Annotated in this window: 18 protein-coding genes and 2 pseudogenes; 6 read left to right on the plus strand and 14 right to left on the minus strand. The window is 68.6% G+C overall.

The window, feature by feature from the left end; all coding sequences use genetic code 11:
- Positions 1–335 (minus strand): annotated as a pseudogene (locus AB0E78_RS40980) (transposase); the annotation flags it as partial.
- Positions 336–539: 204 nt separating this feature from the next.
- On the opposite strand from AB0E78_RS40980, the gene AB0E78_RS40985 reads away from it, so the two are divergent.
- Complete coding sequence (locus AB0E78_RS40985; protein ID WP_361844617.1) at positions 540–674, plus strand: HNH endonuclease; 135 nt, start codon at positions 540–542, stop codon at positions 672–674.
- Between the two features lie 179 nt (positions 675–853).
- Here AB0E78_RS40985 and AB0E78_RS40990 read toward each other — a convergent pair whose 3' ends face one another.
- Together AB0E78_RS40990 and AB0E78_RS40995 are read right to left on the minus strand one after the other, a co-directional pair.
- The gene (locus tag AB0E78_RS40990; RefSeq protein WP_361844546.1) at positions 854–1,309 is read right to left on the minus strand and encodes a flavodoxin family protein; all 456 of its coding nucleotides are present in this window, start codon (positions 1,307–1,309) and stop codon (positions 854–856) included.
- Positions 1,310–1,463: 154 nt separating this feature from the next.
- Positions 1,464–1,760, minus strand: a pseudogene (locus AB0E78_RS40995) (3-oxoacyl-ACP synthase); the annotation flags it as partial.
- 109 nt (positions 1,761–1,869) lie between these two features.
- Here AB0E78_RS40995 and AB0E78_RS41000 point away from each other — a divergent pair.
- Positions 1,870–2,613, plus strand: coding sequence for a TetR/AcrR family transcriptional regulator (locus AB0E78_RS41000; RefSeq protein WP_361844549.1), 744 nt, complete (start codon positions 1,870–1,872; stop codon positions 2,611–2,613).
- Between the two features lie 334 nt (positions 2,614–2,947).
- On the opposite strand, the gene AB0E78_RS41005 is transcribed toward AB0E78_RS41000, so the two are convergent.
- Complete coding sequence (locus tag AB0E78_RS41005; RefSeq protein WP_361844551.1) at positions 2,948–3,544, minus strand: TetR/AcrR family transcriptional regulator; 597 nt, start codon at positions 3,542–3,544, stop codon at positions 2,948–2,950.
- 144 nt (positions 3,545–3,688) lie between these two features.
- Here AB0E78_RS41005 and AB0E78_RS41010 point away from each other — a divergent pair, with 144 nt between their 5' ends.
- Both AB0E78_RS41010 and AB0E78_RS41015 read left to right on the plus strand, forming a co-directional pair.
- Entirely contained in the window at positions 3,689–4,114 is a 426-nt protein-coding gene (locus AB0E78_RS41010) for a RidA family protein (RefSeq protein WP_361844554.1), read from the plus strand.
- Entirely contained in the window at positions 4,111–5,271 is a 1,161-nt protein-coding gene (locus AB0E78_RS41015) for an alkene reductase (RefSeq protein ID WP_361844556.1), read from the plus strand. The genes AB0E78_RS41010 and AB0E78_RS41015 overlap by 4 nt, the downstream gene beginning before the upstream one ends.
- Positions 5,272–5,705: 434 nt before the next feature.
- Here the strand turns inward: AB0E78_RS41015 and AB0E78_RS41020 are convergent, their stop codons facing one another.
- The 9 genes from AB0E78_RS41020 to AB0E78_RS41060 form a co-directional block, all read right to left on the minus strand.
- Positions 5,706–6,137: a hypothetical protein gene (locus AB0E78_RS41020; RefSeq protein WP_361844558.1), complete on the minus strand. Its 432-nt coding sequence runs from the start codon at positions 6,135–6,137 to the stop codon at positions 5,706–5,708.
- A 62-nt stretch (positions 6,138–6,199) separates the two neighbouring features.
- Positions 6,200–6,628 (minus strand): hypothetical protein, encoded by a 429-nt coding sequence (locus tag AB0E78_RS41025; RefSeq protein WP_361844561.1) that lies wholly within the window; start codon positions 6,626–6,628, stop codon positions 6,200–6,202.
- Positions 6,629–7,079: 451 nt separating this feature from the next.
- Positions 7,080–8,030 carry an RNA-binding protein gene (locus AB0E78_RS41030; protein WP_361844563.1) on the minus strand — a complete coding sequence of 317 codons (951 nt, stop codon included), beginning with the start codon at positions 8,028–8,030 and terminating at the stop codon, positions 7,080–7,082.
- A gap of 133 nt (positions 8,031–8,163) precedes the next feature.
- Positions 8,164–8,343, minus strand: coding sequence for a hypothetical protein (locus tag AB0E78_RS41035; RefSeq protein ID WP_361844566.1), 180 nt, complete (start codon positions 8,341–8,343; stop codon positions 8,164–8,166).
- Positions 8,340–8,681: a hypothetical protein gene (locus AB0E78_RS41040; protein ID WP_361844568.1), complete on the minus strand. Its 342-nt coding sequence runs from the start codon at positions 8,679–8,681 to the stop codon at positions 8,340–8,342. Before AB0E78_RS41040 ends, AB0E78_RS41035 begins: the two co-directional genes overlap by 4 nt.
- A gap of 97 nt (positions 8,682–8,778) precedes the next feature.
- Complete coding sequence (locus tag AB0E78_RS41045) at positions 8,779–9,654, minus strand: TniQ family protein (RefSeq protein ID WP_361844570.1); 876 nt, start codon at positions 9,652–9,654, stop codon at positions 8,779–8,781.
- Entirely contained in the window at positions 9,651–10,883 is a 1,233-nt protein-coding gene (locus AB0E78_RS41050; RefSeq protein WP_361844572.1) for a TniB family NTP-binding protein, read from the minus strand. The genes AB0E78_RS41045 and AB0E78_RS41050 overlap by 4 nt, the downstream gene beginning before the upstream one ends.
- A complete protein-coding gene (locus AB0E78_RS41055) occupies positions 10,880–11,020 on the minus strand; it encodes a hypothetical protein (RefSeq protein WP_361844575.1) in 141 nt (46 codons plus the stop codon). Before AB0E78_RS41055 ends, AB0E78_RS41050 begins: the two co-directional genes overlap by 4 nt.
- Before the next feature lie 117 nt (positions 11,021–11,137).
- Positions 11,138–11,809 (minus strand): hypothetical protein, encoded by a 672-nt coding sequence (locus tag AB0E78_RS41060; RefSeq protein WP_361844623.1) that lies wholly within the window; start codon positions 11,807–11,809, stop codon positions 11,138–11,140.
- Here AB0E78_RS41060 and AB0E78_RS41065 point away from each other — a divergent pair.
- A complete protein-coding gene (locus AB0E78_RS41065) occupies positions 11,741–11,905 on the plus strand; it encodes a WD40 repeat domain-containing protein (protein WP_361844578.1) in 165 nt (54 codons plus the stop codon). The genes AB0E78_RS41060 and AB0E78_RS41065 overlap by 69 nt on opposite strands.
- A 192-nt stretch (positions 11,906–12,097) precedes the next feature.
- Here AB0E78_RS41065 and AB0E78_RS41070 read toward each other — a convergent pair whose 3' ends face one another.
- Entirely contained in the window at positions 12,098–13,057 is a 960-nt protein-coding gene (locus AB0E78_RS41070; RefSeq protein WP_361844579.1) for an alpha/beta fold hydrolase, read from the minus strand.
- A gap of 85 nt (positions 13,058–13,142) precedes the next feature.
- On the opposite strand from AB0E78_RS41070, the gene AB0E78_RS41075 reads away from it, so the two are divergent.
- Entirely contained in the window at positions 13,143–13,733 is a 591-nt protein-coding gene (locus AB0E78_RS41075; RefSeq protein ID WP_361844582.1) for a helix-turn-helix domain-containing protein, read from the plus strand.
- Positions 13,734–13,776 lie beyond the last annotated feature (43 nt).

Consider the following 13,776-nt stretch of genomic DNA (forward strand, 5'->3'; position numbering starts at 1 on the left):
GCGGCGGTGGTGATCAGCAACGAACTGGAAGCGGTTCACCAGCGCGTCTCCCCGGAGAAATAGTTCGCCGCCTTGCGCAGGATCTCGCGTTCTTCCTCCAGCTCGCGGACCTTCTTGCGCAGAGCGGCGTTCTCCGCCTCCAGTGGTGTCGGCGGCTCGGCGGGGGCCTCCGCCCGGCGTCCCCGCGGCCGGCTCGCACCCGCTGCTCGCACCCAGTTCCGCAAGGTCTCGGGGTTGATGCCCAGATCGGCAGCGACCTACCGGATCGTCGCCTCGGGCCGCGACTGGTACAACGCGACCGCGTCCGCCTTGAACTGCGGCGGACAGTTCTTCATGACCACGAGATGTCCGTTCTCAGATCCTCAGGATCCAGTGTCTCGTGTGTCCAAGATCAAGGGTCAAGGCCCAAGGTGAGTCTCACCCTGGCGGCCAGACAGAAGGGCGTGTGCTCTCTCTGCAAGCAGGTGTTGATCGCCGGAGCCGAGTACGAACCGGACAGTCCACGAGAGTGGATGAACTGGCTCGCGGCGTCGAAGAAGATGCTCCATAAACATCACTTCGTTTACCGGCGAGACGGCGGCTCGGACGGGCGACCCAACTTCCGCCTCGTGCACGCCGAATGCCACCGCCAGCACCATGCTGGAGACGGCAGACGGACCGCATCACTCTGCTGACCCGCGAAGCCCTCGTGGCTTGCTTGAGCCGTGTGTGCTGTGAGGCGCAAGCACGGTTCTGAGGGGGCCGGGGCCCAGCAATGGACTCCGGCTACCCGACCACACCCATCGTGACGTGGCACTTCAGGCCAGTGCTGCCTTCCTGTCGGCTGCGCGACGGGAAGGCGGTCGGGCAGACCTCAGCTGACTCGCAGTCGCGCGGCGAACGCCCGCGCAGCGGCCAGGTCCCCGTCGTTCGGCCGCTGTTTCTGGATGCCGCCGACCAGTTTGAAGGGCATCATCGTGTCCAATGCCCGGCACGAGAAGTTCGCTTCCACCTCGAAGCCCTTGCCTTCGAGGAGCTGGACCAAGGGGCGGGTGAAAGGCGCCAGCGGCAGCTCGGGAAGCCCGCTGGTGGCGAACACGAATGCCCGGCCCCGTCCGGTCGGCAGAGCCTTAACGAAGTCGGTCAGGCGGGGGTGGAGCCTCTGATAAAAGACGCCCGAGCCGAATCCCACAAGGTCGGCGCCAGCCAGCTCCGCCAGGTCAGCCTGCTCAGGGGAGACGACCTTCGCGTCCAGTACCTGAGCCATGCTGTCGGCGATACGACGCGTATTTCCGTGCGACACGGAGGCGCACACGATGACGGCCTTCATCCTCACGATCCCTTCTTCGGTTTCAGTAATAGGACAGGTCAGCGGCCCCGGATGTGACACCCCCGAGTGTGATGGCAGCCACATCATGAGGGGCAGCATCAAGTCCTCGTGATCTTGCTGGTGGGGGCAGGTCGGGCCACGGGTACGGCCACCTGAGGCGGGCGGCGACCTGGGCCGCGATGGAGGGGCAGCGGTCGATGCTGGAGCAGGTCGCGACCGTGACGAGGCCGATCTCGGCGGGCGCTTGCCCGGAGGCGGCCAGGGCCTTCGCCGCGGCAGCTGCGGCCATGTCGGTGACGGACTCGTCCTCGCCCGCTATCCGGCGGGTGGCGATGCCGGTGCGCTGGCGGATCCAGGCATCACTGGTCTCCACGAGCGCTTCCAGGTGCGCGTTGGTCAGCACGCGGGACGGCTGATGATGGCCCAGGGCGGCGATTCGAGTGCCCGGCATGGCGTTCTCCCTCGGTCGTAGTGCGTGGCAGGTTGGGCCGCGCCCGACGGAATATAGCGACCGATCGGTCGGAAGCTAAAGGGGTGCTTGAACGGCTACCATGCCTTCCTTGAGCCCGCGCAATTCCGTCCTGGGAGCCGGCCGCACCCGCCAGCGCATCGTCGACCGTGGGCTGGCGCTCGCTTCGGTGGACGGTCTGACCATCGGCCGGCTGGCGACCGAGCTCGCAATGAGCAAGGCCGGTGTGCTCGGACACTTCGGGACCAAGGAGAGCCTGCAACTCGCCGTCGTTGACGCCGCAGAGGAGATGTTCTCGCGTGAGGTGCCGGAGCGAGCCCGTGGCCTGGCGCCGGGGCTGACGCATCTGCGAGCGCTGTGTGAGGCGTGGGTGTCGTATCTGGAGCGGGAGTTGCTGCCCGGTGGATGCTTCTTCACTGCCGCGGCGGCGGAGTTCGAGGGGCGCCCCGGACCGGTGCGCGATGCCATCGCGGGCATGGATTCGCTCTGGCGCCGCGACCTGAGCATCCACATCCGGCGGGCCATCACCATCGGTGACCTGCCGCCGGACACCGATCCCGACCAACTGGTGTATGAGCTGGTCGGGATCATGCTGGCCCTCAACCACTCCCTGCAGCTCCATCACGACCGGCAGGCACCGGAAAGCACGCGCTGCGTGATGCAGCGACTGATGACAGAGATCAGACCTCATGACCGGGGCGGCGCGGCTCATGCCGGAGTCCCGTTACGCCATCCTCGTCGAAGAAGTCCTCGGCGAGGACTGAGAGTTCCACGAGGCCGGGCCACGCGTGGGGGCCCGGTTGCAGCCGACAGCCCGGCTCGGATCAGGCATTGAGGCTGGCGGCCAGGCCTCCATGGGGCCAACTAGGGCGCTCAGGGGCCAAGTAAAACGCTCAGGCACAACAACTGTGACTGAGCAGCCCAGTTGGCCACTCTGAGCAGCCCAGTTGGCCACACCGCCTGTCCTGTCGCAATGCGGATGGCGAGGGAAACCACTGCGAGCTGGGCAGTTGCCGTGTCGTTTGAGAATGGGGGCTCCGTTGTTCTCAAACGACATGGCTTTTGCGGAGGTAGTGGTAGAGCGAGCGCGGGTGCCGGGGATGGTGTGGTGGCGCGCGAGTTCAGCTGTGGTCAACAGCATCCTCAATGAGTGGCCGCGCACCGGTCGTTCACTCCGCGTCCGGCCGGGGCCGCAGACCGAGCAGGACCTCCTGGACGAGATCGACGCTGCTCCTGACCGCGTCGTCGCCGAAGCCCAGGAAGTGCCGGTAGTGGATCGGCGCGTAGAAGAGGTCGATCATCACGTCGGTGGGCAGGTCGGAGCGGAGCTGCCCGGCGGCGACGGCTGATTCCAGGCGGGCCCGGCACTCCGCCATGCTCGGTTCGAGGACCGTCGCGCGGAACGCCTTCATCAGCTCGGGGTCGTTCTGGGCCTCGCCCATGACGCCCCGGAAGGCCTTGCTGATCCTGCCGGTGACCAGCCGCTCGGTCACCGCGGTGATCTGGGCCGAGAGGTCGGCGGCGATGTCGCCGGTGTCGGGGAAGGTGAAGTCGTCGCCCATCTCCTCGTTCATCGCCTCAAGGACCACCGCGCCCTTGGAGCGCCACCAGCGGTAGATCGTGGGCTTGCCCACGCCTGCCTGGGCGGCGATGGCCTCGATGGTCACCTTCGCGAAGCCCTTGCGGCTCACCAGGTCGAACGCCGCGTCGAGGATCGCCCGGCGGGCGCGCTCGCTGCGCCGTTCACTGTTCGGGTCGGGGGTCATGTGCTCACCCTACCGCTCGCGTGACGTTACGTTTCGTTTTGACAGCTCACCCCGAGGTGCTCTAGCTTCCGTGGCGTTACGGAACGTTCCGTAACGCCATCGTGCGGGGTCCGGTGCCGGGCCCCGCCGAGACAGGGGAGAGGCATGTCCAGCAACGAGAGCGCGGCCACCGCGGGGCGCGTCGAGAAGATCGCGACCACGCCGGACTGGTACGCGCCGTACCGGATATCGCAGGCTATCCGGGCCGGGGGTTTCGTGTACGTGTCAGGGCAGGCGGGCTTCGAGGAGGACGGGACGACCGTCGAGGGCGGGTTCCTGGCGCAGGGGCGGCAGGCGTTCAGGAACGTCGGCCGGGTGCTGGAGGCGGCAGGACTGACCTTCGCGGACGTGATCAAGGTCGGCATCTTCGTACGGGACATGGCGACGAACCTCCCGCACGTGGTCACGCTGCGCGGCGAGTTCCTGGCCGAGCCCTACCCCGCCGACACCCTCGTCGAGGTCGTCTCGCTGGCCCAGCCCGACTGGCAGGTCGAGGTCGAGGTCATCGCGCTGGACCGGAGCGCCGCATGAGCGCCGGGATCGTGACGGGACGGGCGCGGGACGCGGAAGCGCCGGAAGAGGGCGTGGGAATGCGGGAGTTGCTGGAGCCGTACCGGGCCGGACGGCTGGAGCTGGCGAATCGGGTGGCGATGGCCCCGATGACGCGGGGCCGGGCCGACGACGTGACGGGGGTGCCGAGCCCACACGCGGCGACGTACTACCGGCAGCGCGCCGGGGCCGGGCTGCTGATCACGGAGGGCGTGTACGTCAACGCGCTCGCCAAGGGCGGCCCCGGCATCCCGGGTCTGGTGACCGACGCGCAGACGCGTGGCTGGCGAGAGGTGACGGACGCGGTGCACGCCGAGGGCGGCACGATCTTCGCCCAGCTGTGGCACGTGGGCCGGATGACCCACCCGCTGACGCTGCCGGACGGCGAGCTGCCGGTGGCCCCGTCGGCCGTCGCCATCGAGGGGAAGCAGATCTTCACCCGGGAGGGGCTGCTCGGCCACGTGACCCCGCGCGAGCTGACGGTCGGTGAAATCGCCCAGACGGTGTGGGACTTCGCGTCCGCAGCCCGGCGTGCGATCGAGGCGGGCTTCGACGGCGTGGAGATCCACGGCGCGAACGGTTACCTCATCCAGCAGTTCATTGCCGACAACACCAACCTGCGCACGGACGAGTACGGCGGCTCGATCACCGGCCGTCTGCGGTTCGCGACGGAGGTCGTCGAGGCGGTCGTCGCCGAGGTCGGCGCCGAGCGCGTGGGCCTTCGCATCTCGCCGGACAACGCCGAGAACCAGCTCGCCGAGGCCGACGCACGCACCACGTACCGTGCGCTGGTCGACGCACTGGACCCGCTGGGCCTGGCCTATCTGCACGTGCTGGAGAACGGCGCGTACGGAGCCATCGCGGACCTGCGCACGCGCTGGTCGGGAACGCTCGTCGCCAACACGAACGGCCCGGCGCCGAGCAGCCCCGGCGCGGGGGCGCGGCTGGTGCGGGACGGGCACGCGGACGTGGTCGCCCTCGGCCGCCTGTTCATGACGAACCCGGACCTGCCCGCCCGCCTTGCCAACGGCACCCCGCTCGCGGGGCCGCCGACGGAGAACCTGTACGGGGGAGGGGCGGAGGGATACATCGATTACCCGGCCGCGACGGACGCCCCCAAGGTCCCGGCAGTCGCATAGTCGCCCAGTGCGTGGCCCGGCCCTCACAGGGATGCTGTTGGCCGATCCGGGCCTGGTTGCTACGCCCCGCCGCTATGCGGCGGGGCGAAGTGCTGTCAGAGGTGACCTGTCGCAACGAAGTTGGGCGGCCGGATCGTGTTGGCCTGCGTGAACTGCCGACAGCCCCATCCCCGCAAGATCTAATGAGAAGGGATAAAGGGATAAGGGGTACCGGGGGCACGAAATCGTCAAGTATGCGAGAACTTGCCACTTCGGTATGAGATGCGGTGAGAATCCGACGCCTTCGTTGAGACAGGACACCGCCTGACCTGGCCCTTTTCTCGTATAGCTACGGCGAACGGACATATAGCGCTGAGTAGCGGCCAAACCCTCGTTTCTCCGCTCTGGCCGCCTGGTTGAGCTGAATGAGTGACGGCGAGGGGTGGGGCGAATGACTAGGGCAGATGCCGGAGGATCGCCTGGTACGCGGGCCCTTCCATGTAGTCGTCGTCGGGGGCAACCCGGTCGACCTTGGGCGGACCGTATGAGGGTTCCCACGTGTCGAACCACGGCGTCCGGGGGCCGACGTACACGGTCCCGTGCTCGGGGAACGGGTCGGCGGTGATGTCGACGACAAGGCCCTCCCGCTCTGCCCAGGCGTGGGTCTCGTGCGGGTTCTCCCTTTTGCCGCAGGCATACAGCCAGCCGTCCAGACCCCGCTCGGCGAGGTAGGTGCACAGCATGACCGTGGCCGCGCCGCAGCTCCCCTGAGGGAAGTCCCGGAACCCTGGGTGTGGTGCGTCGAGGTCGCCGGCCTGCTTGGCGTCCTCGATAGCGCGGCGGAAACGCGTGGCCTCCAGCAGCACGTGATCTTCGTACGAAGCCATGGCCGGAACCTACCTGGTGCGGTGAGAGGCAGCGTGTAGGCGCTCTGACGGCCCTTACGTACCTACGGCCGCTTGAGCGGGGTGCGTCCGCAGTCGATGGCTTCGGCGGCCTCGTTCTCGTCGTAGCTCATGGTGCCTTCGCCGTGGCAGTCCTCGCAGGTGTCCCACACGAGGGAGTAGCCGTCGGGTGCTTCGTCGTCTTCCTGGCCGACCTGGATGGATCCTTCACCGTCGCATTCGAGGCAGGCGAAGACGTACTCGCCGGGTTCCAGCGCCAGTTCGTCGGCCCACGCCTCGAAGTCGTCGACATCGGTGTCGGGCGCGCTCGAGCGGGCGAGGACGGCGATACCTCCGGCGAGCACCGCCATCGCGCCGACGGCCACGGCCGCCCGGCCTACGGGGCCGAGGCGGTCCCAGCGGGCGGCGATACGCCGGCGCAGCGGCGGCCTGGTCTCGGCGTCGTCTGCTGGCTTCTGTGGTCCGTCGGTCATCGTGTGCCCTCGAGTGAAGTGGCGTAGTGGCAAGGGGCGTTCAGTGTGGCAGGAGCGCGGCCGCGACAGGGCTGGGCGAGGAAGGGCAGCCCCGACCGGTTGCCGGCGGCGGGAATGCAGTGAGCTCGGCCTACAGCTACGCGGCCGCAGCCCCGTGTAGTTACTCAGCGCTACATGCAGGTTCGCCGTAGCTATACGAGAACAGGGCCGACCTGCACGGATGGCTGGTTTGTAGCGCTTCGAGCCACCCAGGCGAGCCATGGCTAAGGTCCTGCACCAGCAGCGCGTCCCCTCTGACCTGCGCGAACGTCATGCCCAGAATGGCCAACTGAAGTGCACAGCGCCAAACTGGGCTGCTCAGTCACACATGCTGTGACTGAGCGCGACATCTAGCTTGGCAGGACAACTTCGATGCACAGCGCCTGCTGGCTCACCCGGGGCGCGAACCGGGTCACCACCGGGCGCGCAGTACGCCGTCGCTGTCCGGGAGGGCAGCACAGAGCAGCGGGTGGTGTTCGGCGAGGGAAAGGGGCAGGGCGGAGGCGGCGCGGGCATCGGCCACGTGGGCGCTGAGTTCCTGGTAGTCGGTGTCGTCGACGATCGCGTGGCTGATGGTCCCGTCCTGCGCCTCCCAGACGAAGTCGATGGATTGCTCCTGGGGCAATGCGGCGAGGACGGCGCCGACGTCCGGGGTCAGGTCGGGCCAGACGGTCAGCAAGGCGCGCGGGCCGAGACCGGCGCGCACTGTGTCGACGTTTTCCGGCGTGATTCGGTGCCAGCGTGTGGCGTTGAGAACGTAGCTTTCCTCGAGGAGCAACGCATGCCGTGAGGCCAGCGCGGTGTGCACGCGTATCCAGAAGTGCTCGTCGGCTGGCTCCGTCACTTCCGCTTCGTCCACCTCGGCCGCGTAGGGCGAGGCCGTGAGCGGTTCTGGGAAGAGGCCGAGTTCCCGCGTACGGGCCACGGCGTCCGCACAGGGCCGGTCGCTGCCCACGTACACATACTGGTCCCACCCGACATGCACGGTGAACAAGTCCCCCATCTCCAGTCGGCACCAAGCGCCTTGGTCGCGGAGCATGGCCCGGACCAGTTCCAGGGCGACCGGAAGAGAGACCTCGGCCCCGTCGTGGTAGCCGGTGAGGTCGGGCGGGAAGAGCCCGCCGAGGCCGTGCCCCTCAACCGGCGGCTCCACACCGAAGTGGACGAAGCCGGTGATCGCAGGTTCGCGGATCTCCAACCGGTCGATGTCCGATGCCTCCGCGAAGGCGGCGATCGACGCCAGGTACGCCGCTTCGACAGGCCCGTGGTCGCTGATCGTGTCCTCGGCGCCGATGTAATGACCGTGCTCGTCGCGGTCGGCGGGGTCGCATTTGGTGATCCGATGGACGAAGGCCGGCGGCACGCTACTCCTCGGACGGGGCGGAAGGAGTGCCCAGCGTAGAGTCCTGTCCCGGTTCCGCGACCGGGGGGAGGCGGTCCCCGCCTCGACGGGTTCAAGGCCCGACGGTCATCTCATCAGGAGCGGTGGGCCTCGTCTAGGAAGACGCCTCGGTCGCGGCCGCGATTTCGGCGATGCGTTGAAGTGCGTCCTGGTAGGCGTCCGCGTTGCCCGGCATCTTCTGCCAGGCGCGGATGGTGACGGTTGCGGACTGGAGGGCGCCGAGGGCGATGCCGAGGTAGCGGGCAGCCGCGGCGCGGGAGCCACCACGGGTCATCTGGACGAGGCGGATCGCGGCGTCTCGGCGCAGTTGGATTGCGGGCCGTTCAATTCGTCCAGTGGCCAGGCCCAGGCGTCCGGAAGAAGTTGCGGGATGTTCTTCGGATCGAGCAGGCCCTGGTGGCTCGGAGGCTGTGGGAAGAGCGCGAGTGGCCCGGCAGTTCCGTGACGGAGCTGGGTGCTCTCGTCGATGGCGGTGTTCATGCCGGGTGAGCAGTGTGGGGCGAGGCGCTTCAGCCGACGATATCCGGCACGGCTGGAGGGAAGCCGAGACAGCACGCGGGCAAGGATTGTCTGGCCGCTCGGGTCGTCGAGGATCCGGACGACGAGGGCCATCAGGGCGGCTGCCCGCAACGGATCGCCAGCGGGTGGTCGACGGAGCGAGCCAGCCAGCCATCCCCTTGGGGCCCGGCTCGTTCCGCAGGCGCGCGGCTCAGGGTCTCGGCGTGAGCGGCGACTGCGTCCAAGTGTTCGGTGCTGGTGAGGGCTTCCGCCGTGGCCGGCCAGGTGCTGCAGATGGCGAGCGTGGCGGCACGGACATCGTTGAGAAACCGTTGGGGCGAGGTAGGTCGGCCCAGACTCTCGACCTCCTGCCCGGCCACGGAACGCGCGGCCGCGGACAGCCGCTGTTGAGCGTGCACCATCGCCTCGCTGGGGCCTTGCCGGTGGCGGACGGATGGTCCAGCCGCTGGGCGCATGACGCGTCACGACCGGTACCGGGCCGATGGCGGCATTGCGCCGGGTGGAGGCGGCTACGCGGTGACGGGGTGAGCTGGGTGGGTCGCCATCGTCCGTCGGCCCGGTAGCCGTTGGAGAATGCGGGCGCCTGGCAGTTGGGGCACCGCCAGTCGAGAATGCGGTGGTGGCGTGTGCAGAGGAATGTGAGTGGGAGCCGCCACGAGCCCTGCCAGACCGACCCGCCCGGAAGATCGGCGGTGTTTGCCAGGCAGGCGGGGCAGTACCGGCTGAAGGCCGTGAAGACCCAGCCGTCGTTGGCCATGTCGATATGGCTTTGGTGTCGTCCCAGGTAAACGGGTCGTAGAGGGGGATAGTTGGGGGCCTGCGTCGCGAGGGTGAGCGCATGGACCTCGGGCAGGGTGAGTCGGCAGACGGTGGCGGTCTGTCGGGATCGGTTGTCGTCCAGGCGGACGAGGTGGTGGGTGGGGAACGTCGTCCCCGCGGTGAGCCCACACCGGTGCGCGAGGTCGAGCGGAGAGATGCCGATCCGGTGGGCGAGACGCAGAAGGTAGCCCGCCAGCAGTTCGCCCTGGGCAGGATCCAGGCTTCTGGGCAGCGGCGTGCCCGTCATGCTGTGTCCGAGGCTGCGGGGCCGTGGTCGTCGAATGCGGAGTTGCGACGTCGGCCGACGTGCCCTCGGCGGGTGGAGGCCGCAGGGACGGTGGGGATCTCTCCTGCCTCGGCAGCGCGGCCTACACCACCCAGGGTGAGGGGGAGGCCGTCGAGGAGGCTCTCGGTCAGGCACTCAGTGCCGCTGGTGAGCGCTTCAGTGCACCCGTCCTCGATGAGGCGTTCGAGGAGGCCGACGACGCCGTCGGTGCGGGTGAAGAGGTACTCGGGCATGCGGCCCGAAGTGAGCATTCCCGGCTCGGCGTTCAGTAGCCGGAGGGCGCTCTCCAGGCAGGCGAGGTGGGTGGTCCAAGCGGTGATCTGCTGGTCGGTGTCATAGCGGAAGCGGTCGAGTTCGACGAGATCGAAACGGCGCTCGGTCTGGGTGGCCTCAAGGCCGTGCGCGGTGGCGTGCCGGGACGGCGGCAGCATCCTCTGCCCGGATTCCGCATCCAGGCGGCCTTCGCGCAGGAGACCTGAGGCGGGGATGTCGACGCCGATAAGGACGAGGGTGACGTGCATGCTCATGAACGCGCGGATCAGGTCGAGGGTGTCCTGGTCGTCGGCGCGGTGCATCCGTAGGCGGGTGATGTCGTCGAGAACCAAGACCTTGGTGCCGTGGTCGGTCAGGGAGGTGGCGACCTGCCGGATCAGGTCGGGGAGGTCCATGTTCTTTGTGGGCGCCCCGTAGAAGTTCAAGATTGCCTTGCAGGTGCTCTTCGGCTTCGCGGTCACCGGGGTCTGCACGTAGGCGACGGGCACCCACAAGTCGCGGGTTCCGGGCGCGACGTCAGGGTGGACCTCGTGGTGAAGGGCGCGCCAGGAGTCCTCGAAGGCGGCCACGATCTCGCAGGTGCTCTCAGTCTTGCCCTGGTAGCCGCCGCCACTGATCATCACCCCCGCGCGGGTGGACGGCTTGGCCTTGAAGGCGTTGGTGCGGATCCGGGCGCTCAGCAAGCGGTCGACCCTCTGGCTCATCGGGGTGTCGAGGAGCGGGAGGTTGGCGTGGGTGGCCATCCGGTGCAGGTCGTAGGCGGATCGCTCCCGTGGGCTCATCGCCCGCCACTGGCCGAATGTCCGTACCGGCGCCGGGGCGAAGCCGTGCCGTGCCCGCCGCCACGTGTCCCAGCCCCCTGCCTGGTCCCGCGACGCGGGCGCCATCAGACCAAGCCCCGTGCCAGCCTGTGTCATGACTGGTCCTCCGCCCGGCCGATTCCCGCTTCCCCAGGCGTGTCCTGCTCTTCGTCGGGGAGGAGGAAGAGGTTCTTGGCCCTGAGCGAATCGGCCAGGAGCTGCGGCGCCGGCGGCGGGACGGGGACGGCGGCCATGCGGCGTCGCCGCCGGTCTGCCTCGACGGCGGCGGTTGCCTGCCGGTGCAGAGCCCGGGCGTCTGCAGGTGACGGTCCTGGAGGCGGCGCCGGTGCGGGCCGGTCGAGGGCCGCGGCCTAGGCTCGGGCGAGGTTGCGGGCTCGTTCGGTCTTCTGCTGCTGGGTCATCTGGGTCGGCCAGGCGTCCACCGGCGTCTTGGAGGCCACCAAGCCGAGGAGCACCGGCAGCAGTTCGGCATCGCTGCGGGGCTTGAGCCCAGCCTTGGCGGCCTGTCGCAGGACGTCCCCGACGTGGGCATCGGAGAAGGCGGGCGCCTCCTGGCCAGGCGGGAGCCCGTTCCAGCGCAGCTCGTGCCAGGCTCCGTCCAGTTCGATGAAGACCTGGCGGCAGTCCCGGGGGTCGCGGTGGATGGCCCACTTCCCCGCGTGCCGGCCGCCCCGGCCCGACAGGCGGCCCCTGTGGGGTTCGAGGACGCGGCTGTGGGCGCCGTACCAGAGGCCGCCGATCTTCACGCCGCGCCGGGTGTCGATCCGCACGAAGTGCACGGGCAGCAGTTCGTAGTAGAGCTCCGGCGGCGGGATCTCCAGGCAGATCCCGTCCCGCGCGGCCGCGGCGGCGAAGAGGGTGTTCGGGCTGTGCCGGCCGCCCGGATCCCAGGCGGGCGCGTACTGGTCGAGCCGCCGGTTCTGCCAGACCTTTACGATCCACGTGGCCAGCAGATGCTCCATCTCCGACAGCGTCCAGGTCGCGTCGCCCTCCGGGGCAAGCTCCTGCTGCGAGTCACTCACTCCAAGTACGTCGGGGACGTGGCGTTCAGCTCCGACGGCTCGATAATCGCAACCGCCGGCGCAGACAAGACGGTGCAAATCTGGAAACTCACCTGAAGGCCACCGTGTTGGCCTTCCGCCAGGACGTGTTCGTCGCCGTTGGCGCCGCTGAGGTCTTCACATACCTGGCTAGGTGAGCGTCTTCGGGAGGCGTTTGTTGCCCGCTACGGATGGCGCTGGGTGCAGTGGCAGCGTGGCAATATTGGTCACATTTGAAGGCGCTTTGGGTGTGCGGGATGGTGTCCGCGATCATCTCTGGCCGTGGCTCAGCCAATGGGCGATGTCGGCGATGGCGACGGGGTCGACGTGCTGGGGGGTTCCGTATTCGGCGGGGGTGGATGGTCCTGCGCCGGGGAAGAACAGGTGATTGTCGGCTTCGTAGACACGGATATCGGCTTCCGGGCGGTCGGCCAGGCCCGTCCGCCATCGCACCAGGTCGTCGGCGACGGTGACCTGGTAGTCGCGTCCTCCCTGGAGGATGAGCATCGGCTTGCTGAGTCCGGCCGCGATCGCGACCGGGTCGTAGTCACGCAGTTCGAGCCAGTACGGCGCGGACAGGCCGAACGGCAGATTCGCTGCGGGGGTCGAAGGCGTGAGCTCCTCACTGTCGACCAGGGCGGCCTGTCGCTGGAAGGTCTCGATGACCGCGGGTGGGACCTGGTCGGGGAGCACGGTGGCGAGGTACCTGACGACGCGGACAGCGGCGTGGTGCATCGGCTGCGTGTCACCGGCCATGATCACCAGGCCCGCCACCGTGGGTGCAGCGACGGCGACGGCGGGGGCGACTTTGCCGCCCATGCTGTGGCCGAGGACGAAGACCCGCTTGGGGTCCACCGAGTGGTGGTTACGGAGCAGGCCGACCCCGTCGACGGCGTGCGGGACGTATTCCTGCGTCATCGTCAGGTCCGATGCCGCAGCGACATCGCGGTGTGCGTAGGTCGCCTTGTCGAAGCGCAGCACCGTTGCCCCGCGGCTGGCGAGCCCCCAAGCCAGGTCCTTGAGCGGTTTGTTCGGCCCGCTGGTCTCGTCGCGGTCGAACGGTCCTCCACCGGCGAGCAGCACCACGCCCGGGCCGGGAGCCTGCCCGCGGGGGACGCTCACCGTGCCTGACACCGCGAATGGGCCGGTGCCGACGGTGACTTGGTGCTCGCTGAAGCGGCTGGGCTCGGCATAGGGCGGTGGCATCCAGGCGAGTTCCGATCCGGTCATGGACTCTGTCGCAGCATTGTCAGGCATCTCGTCACAACCTTTCTCAAGAGGTGCGAACGGTAGCATGGCATGAGATCATTTCGAGATGGATGCTTTCGAACTCTTGGCACACCCGGTGCGGTTGCGCGTGGTTCATGCGATGCGTGGCGGCAGGGAGCTGACCACCGCCGAGCTGTGCGACCGCATCCGGGACGTCTCGAAGGCCACGGTCTACCGGCATGTCGACCTGCTCGCAGCCGGCGGGGTCCTGGAAGTCGCCCTGGAGCGACGTGTGCGCGGGGCGGTCGAGCGCCGCTACCGGCTGCGCCGCGACCGCGCGGGGATCGAAATGGACACAGCCAGTTCACTCTCGCTCGACGACCATCGCAGCGCATTCGCCGCCGCTCTGGCGGTCCTGACTGCTGAATTCACCGCGTATCTCGACCGCGACTCGGCCGACCCGGTAGCCGACCAGGTCGGCTACCGGCAGCATGCCGTCTGGCTCAGCCCTGGAGAACTGCACGGCATGATCGACGGGATGCGCGAGGCGATCGCCCCCCACCTGGCCAACGAGACGTCACCCGACCGCACGCAGTACCTGATCAGCCCGATCCTCTTCCCTGTCGAAGCGCCGCCGACCGAGACCGGCATCGATAACACCGCCGCGGGCAGCCAGAGCCCGGGACTCGGCAGATGAGCCGGGTCCACCACTGTCCCACCTGTCTGGTTTGCCCCGAATC

Source organism: Streptomyces sp. NPDC032198 (assembly GCF_040636975.1).
In the GTDB taxonomy this organism is placed as follows: domain Bacteria; phylum Actinomycetota; class Actinomycetes; order Streptomycetales; family Streptomycetaceae; genus Streptomyces.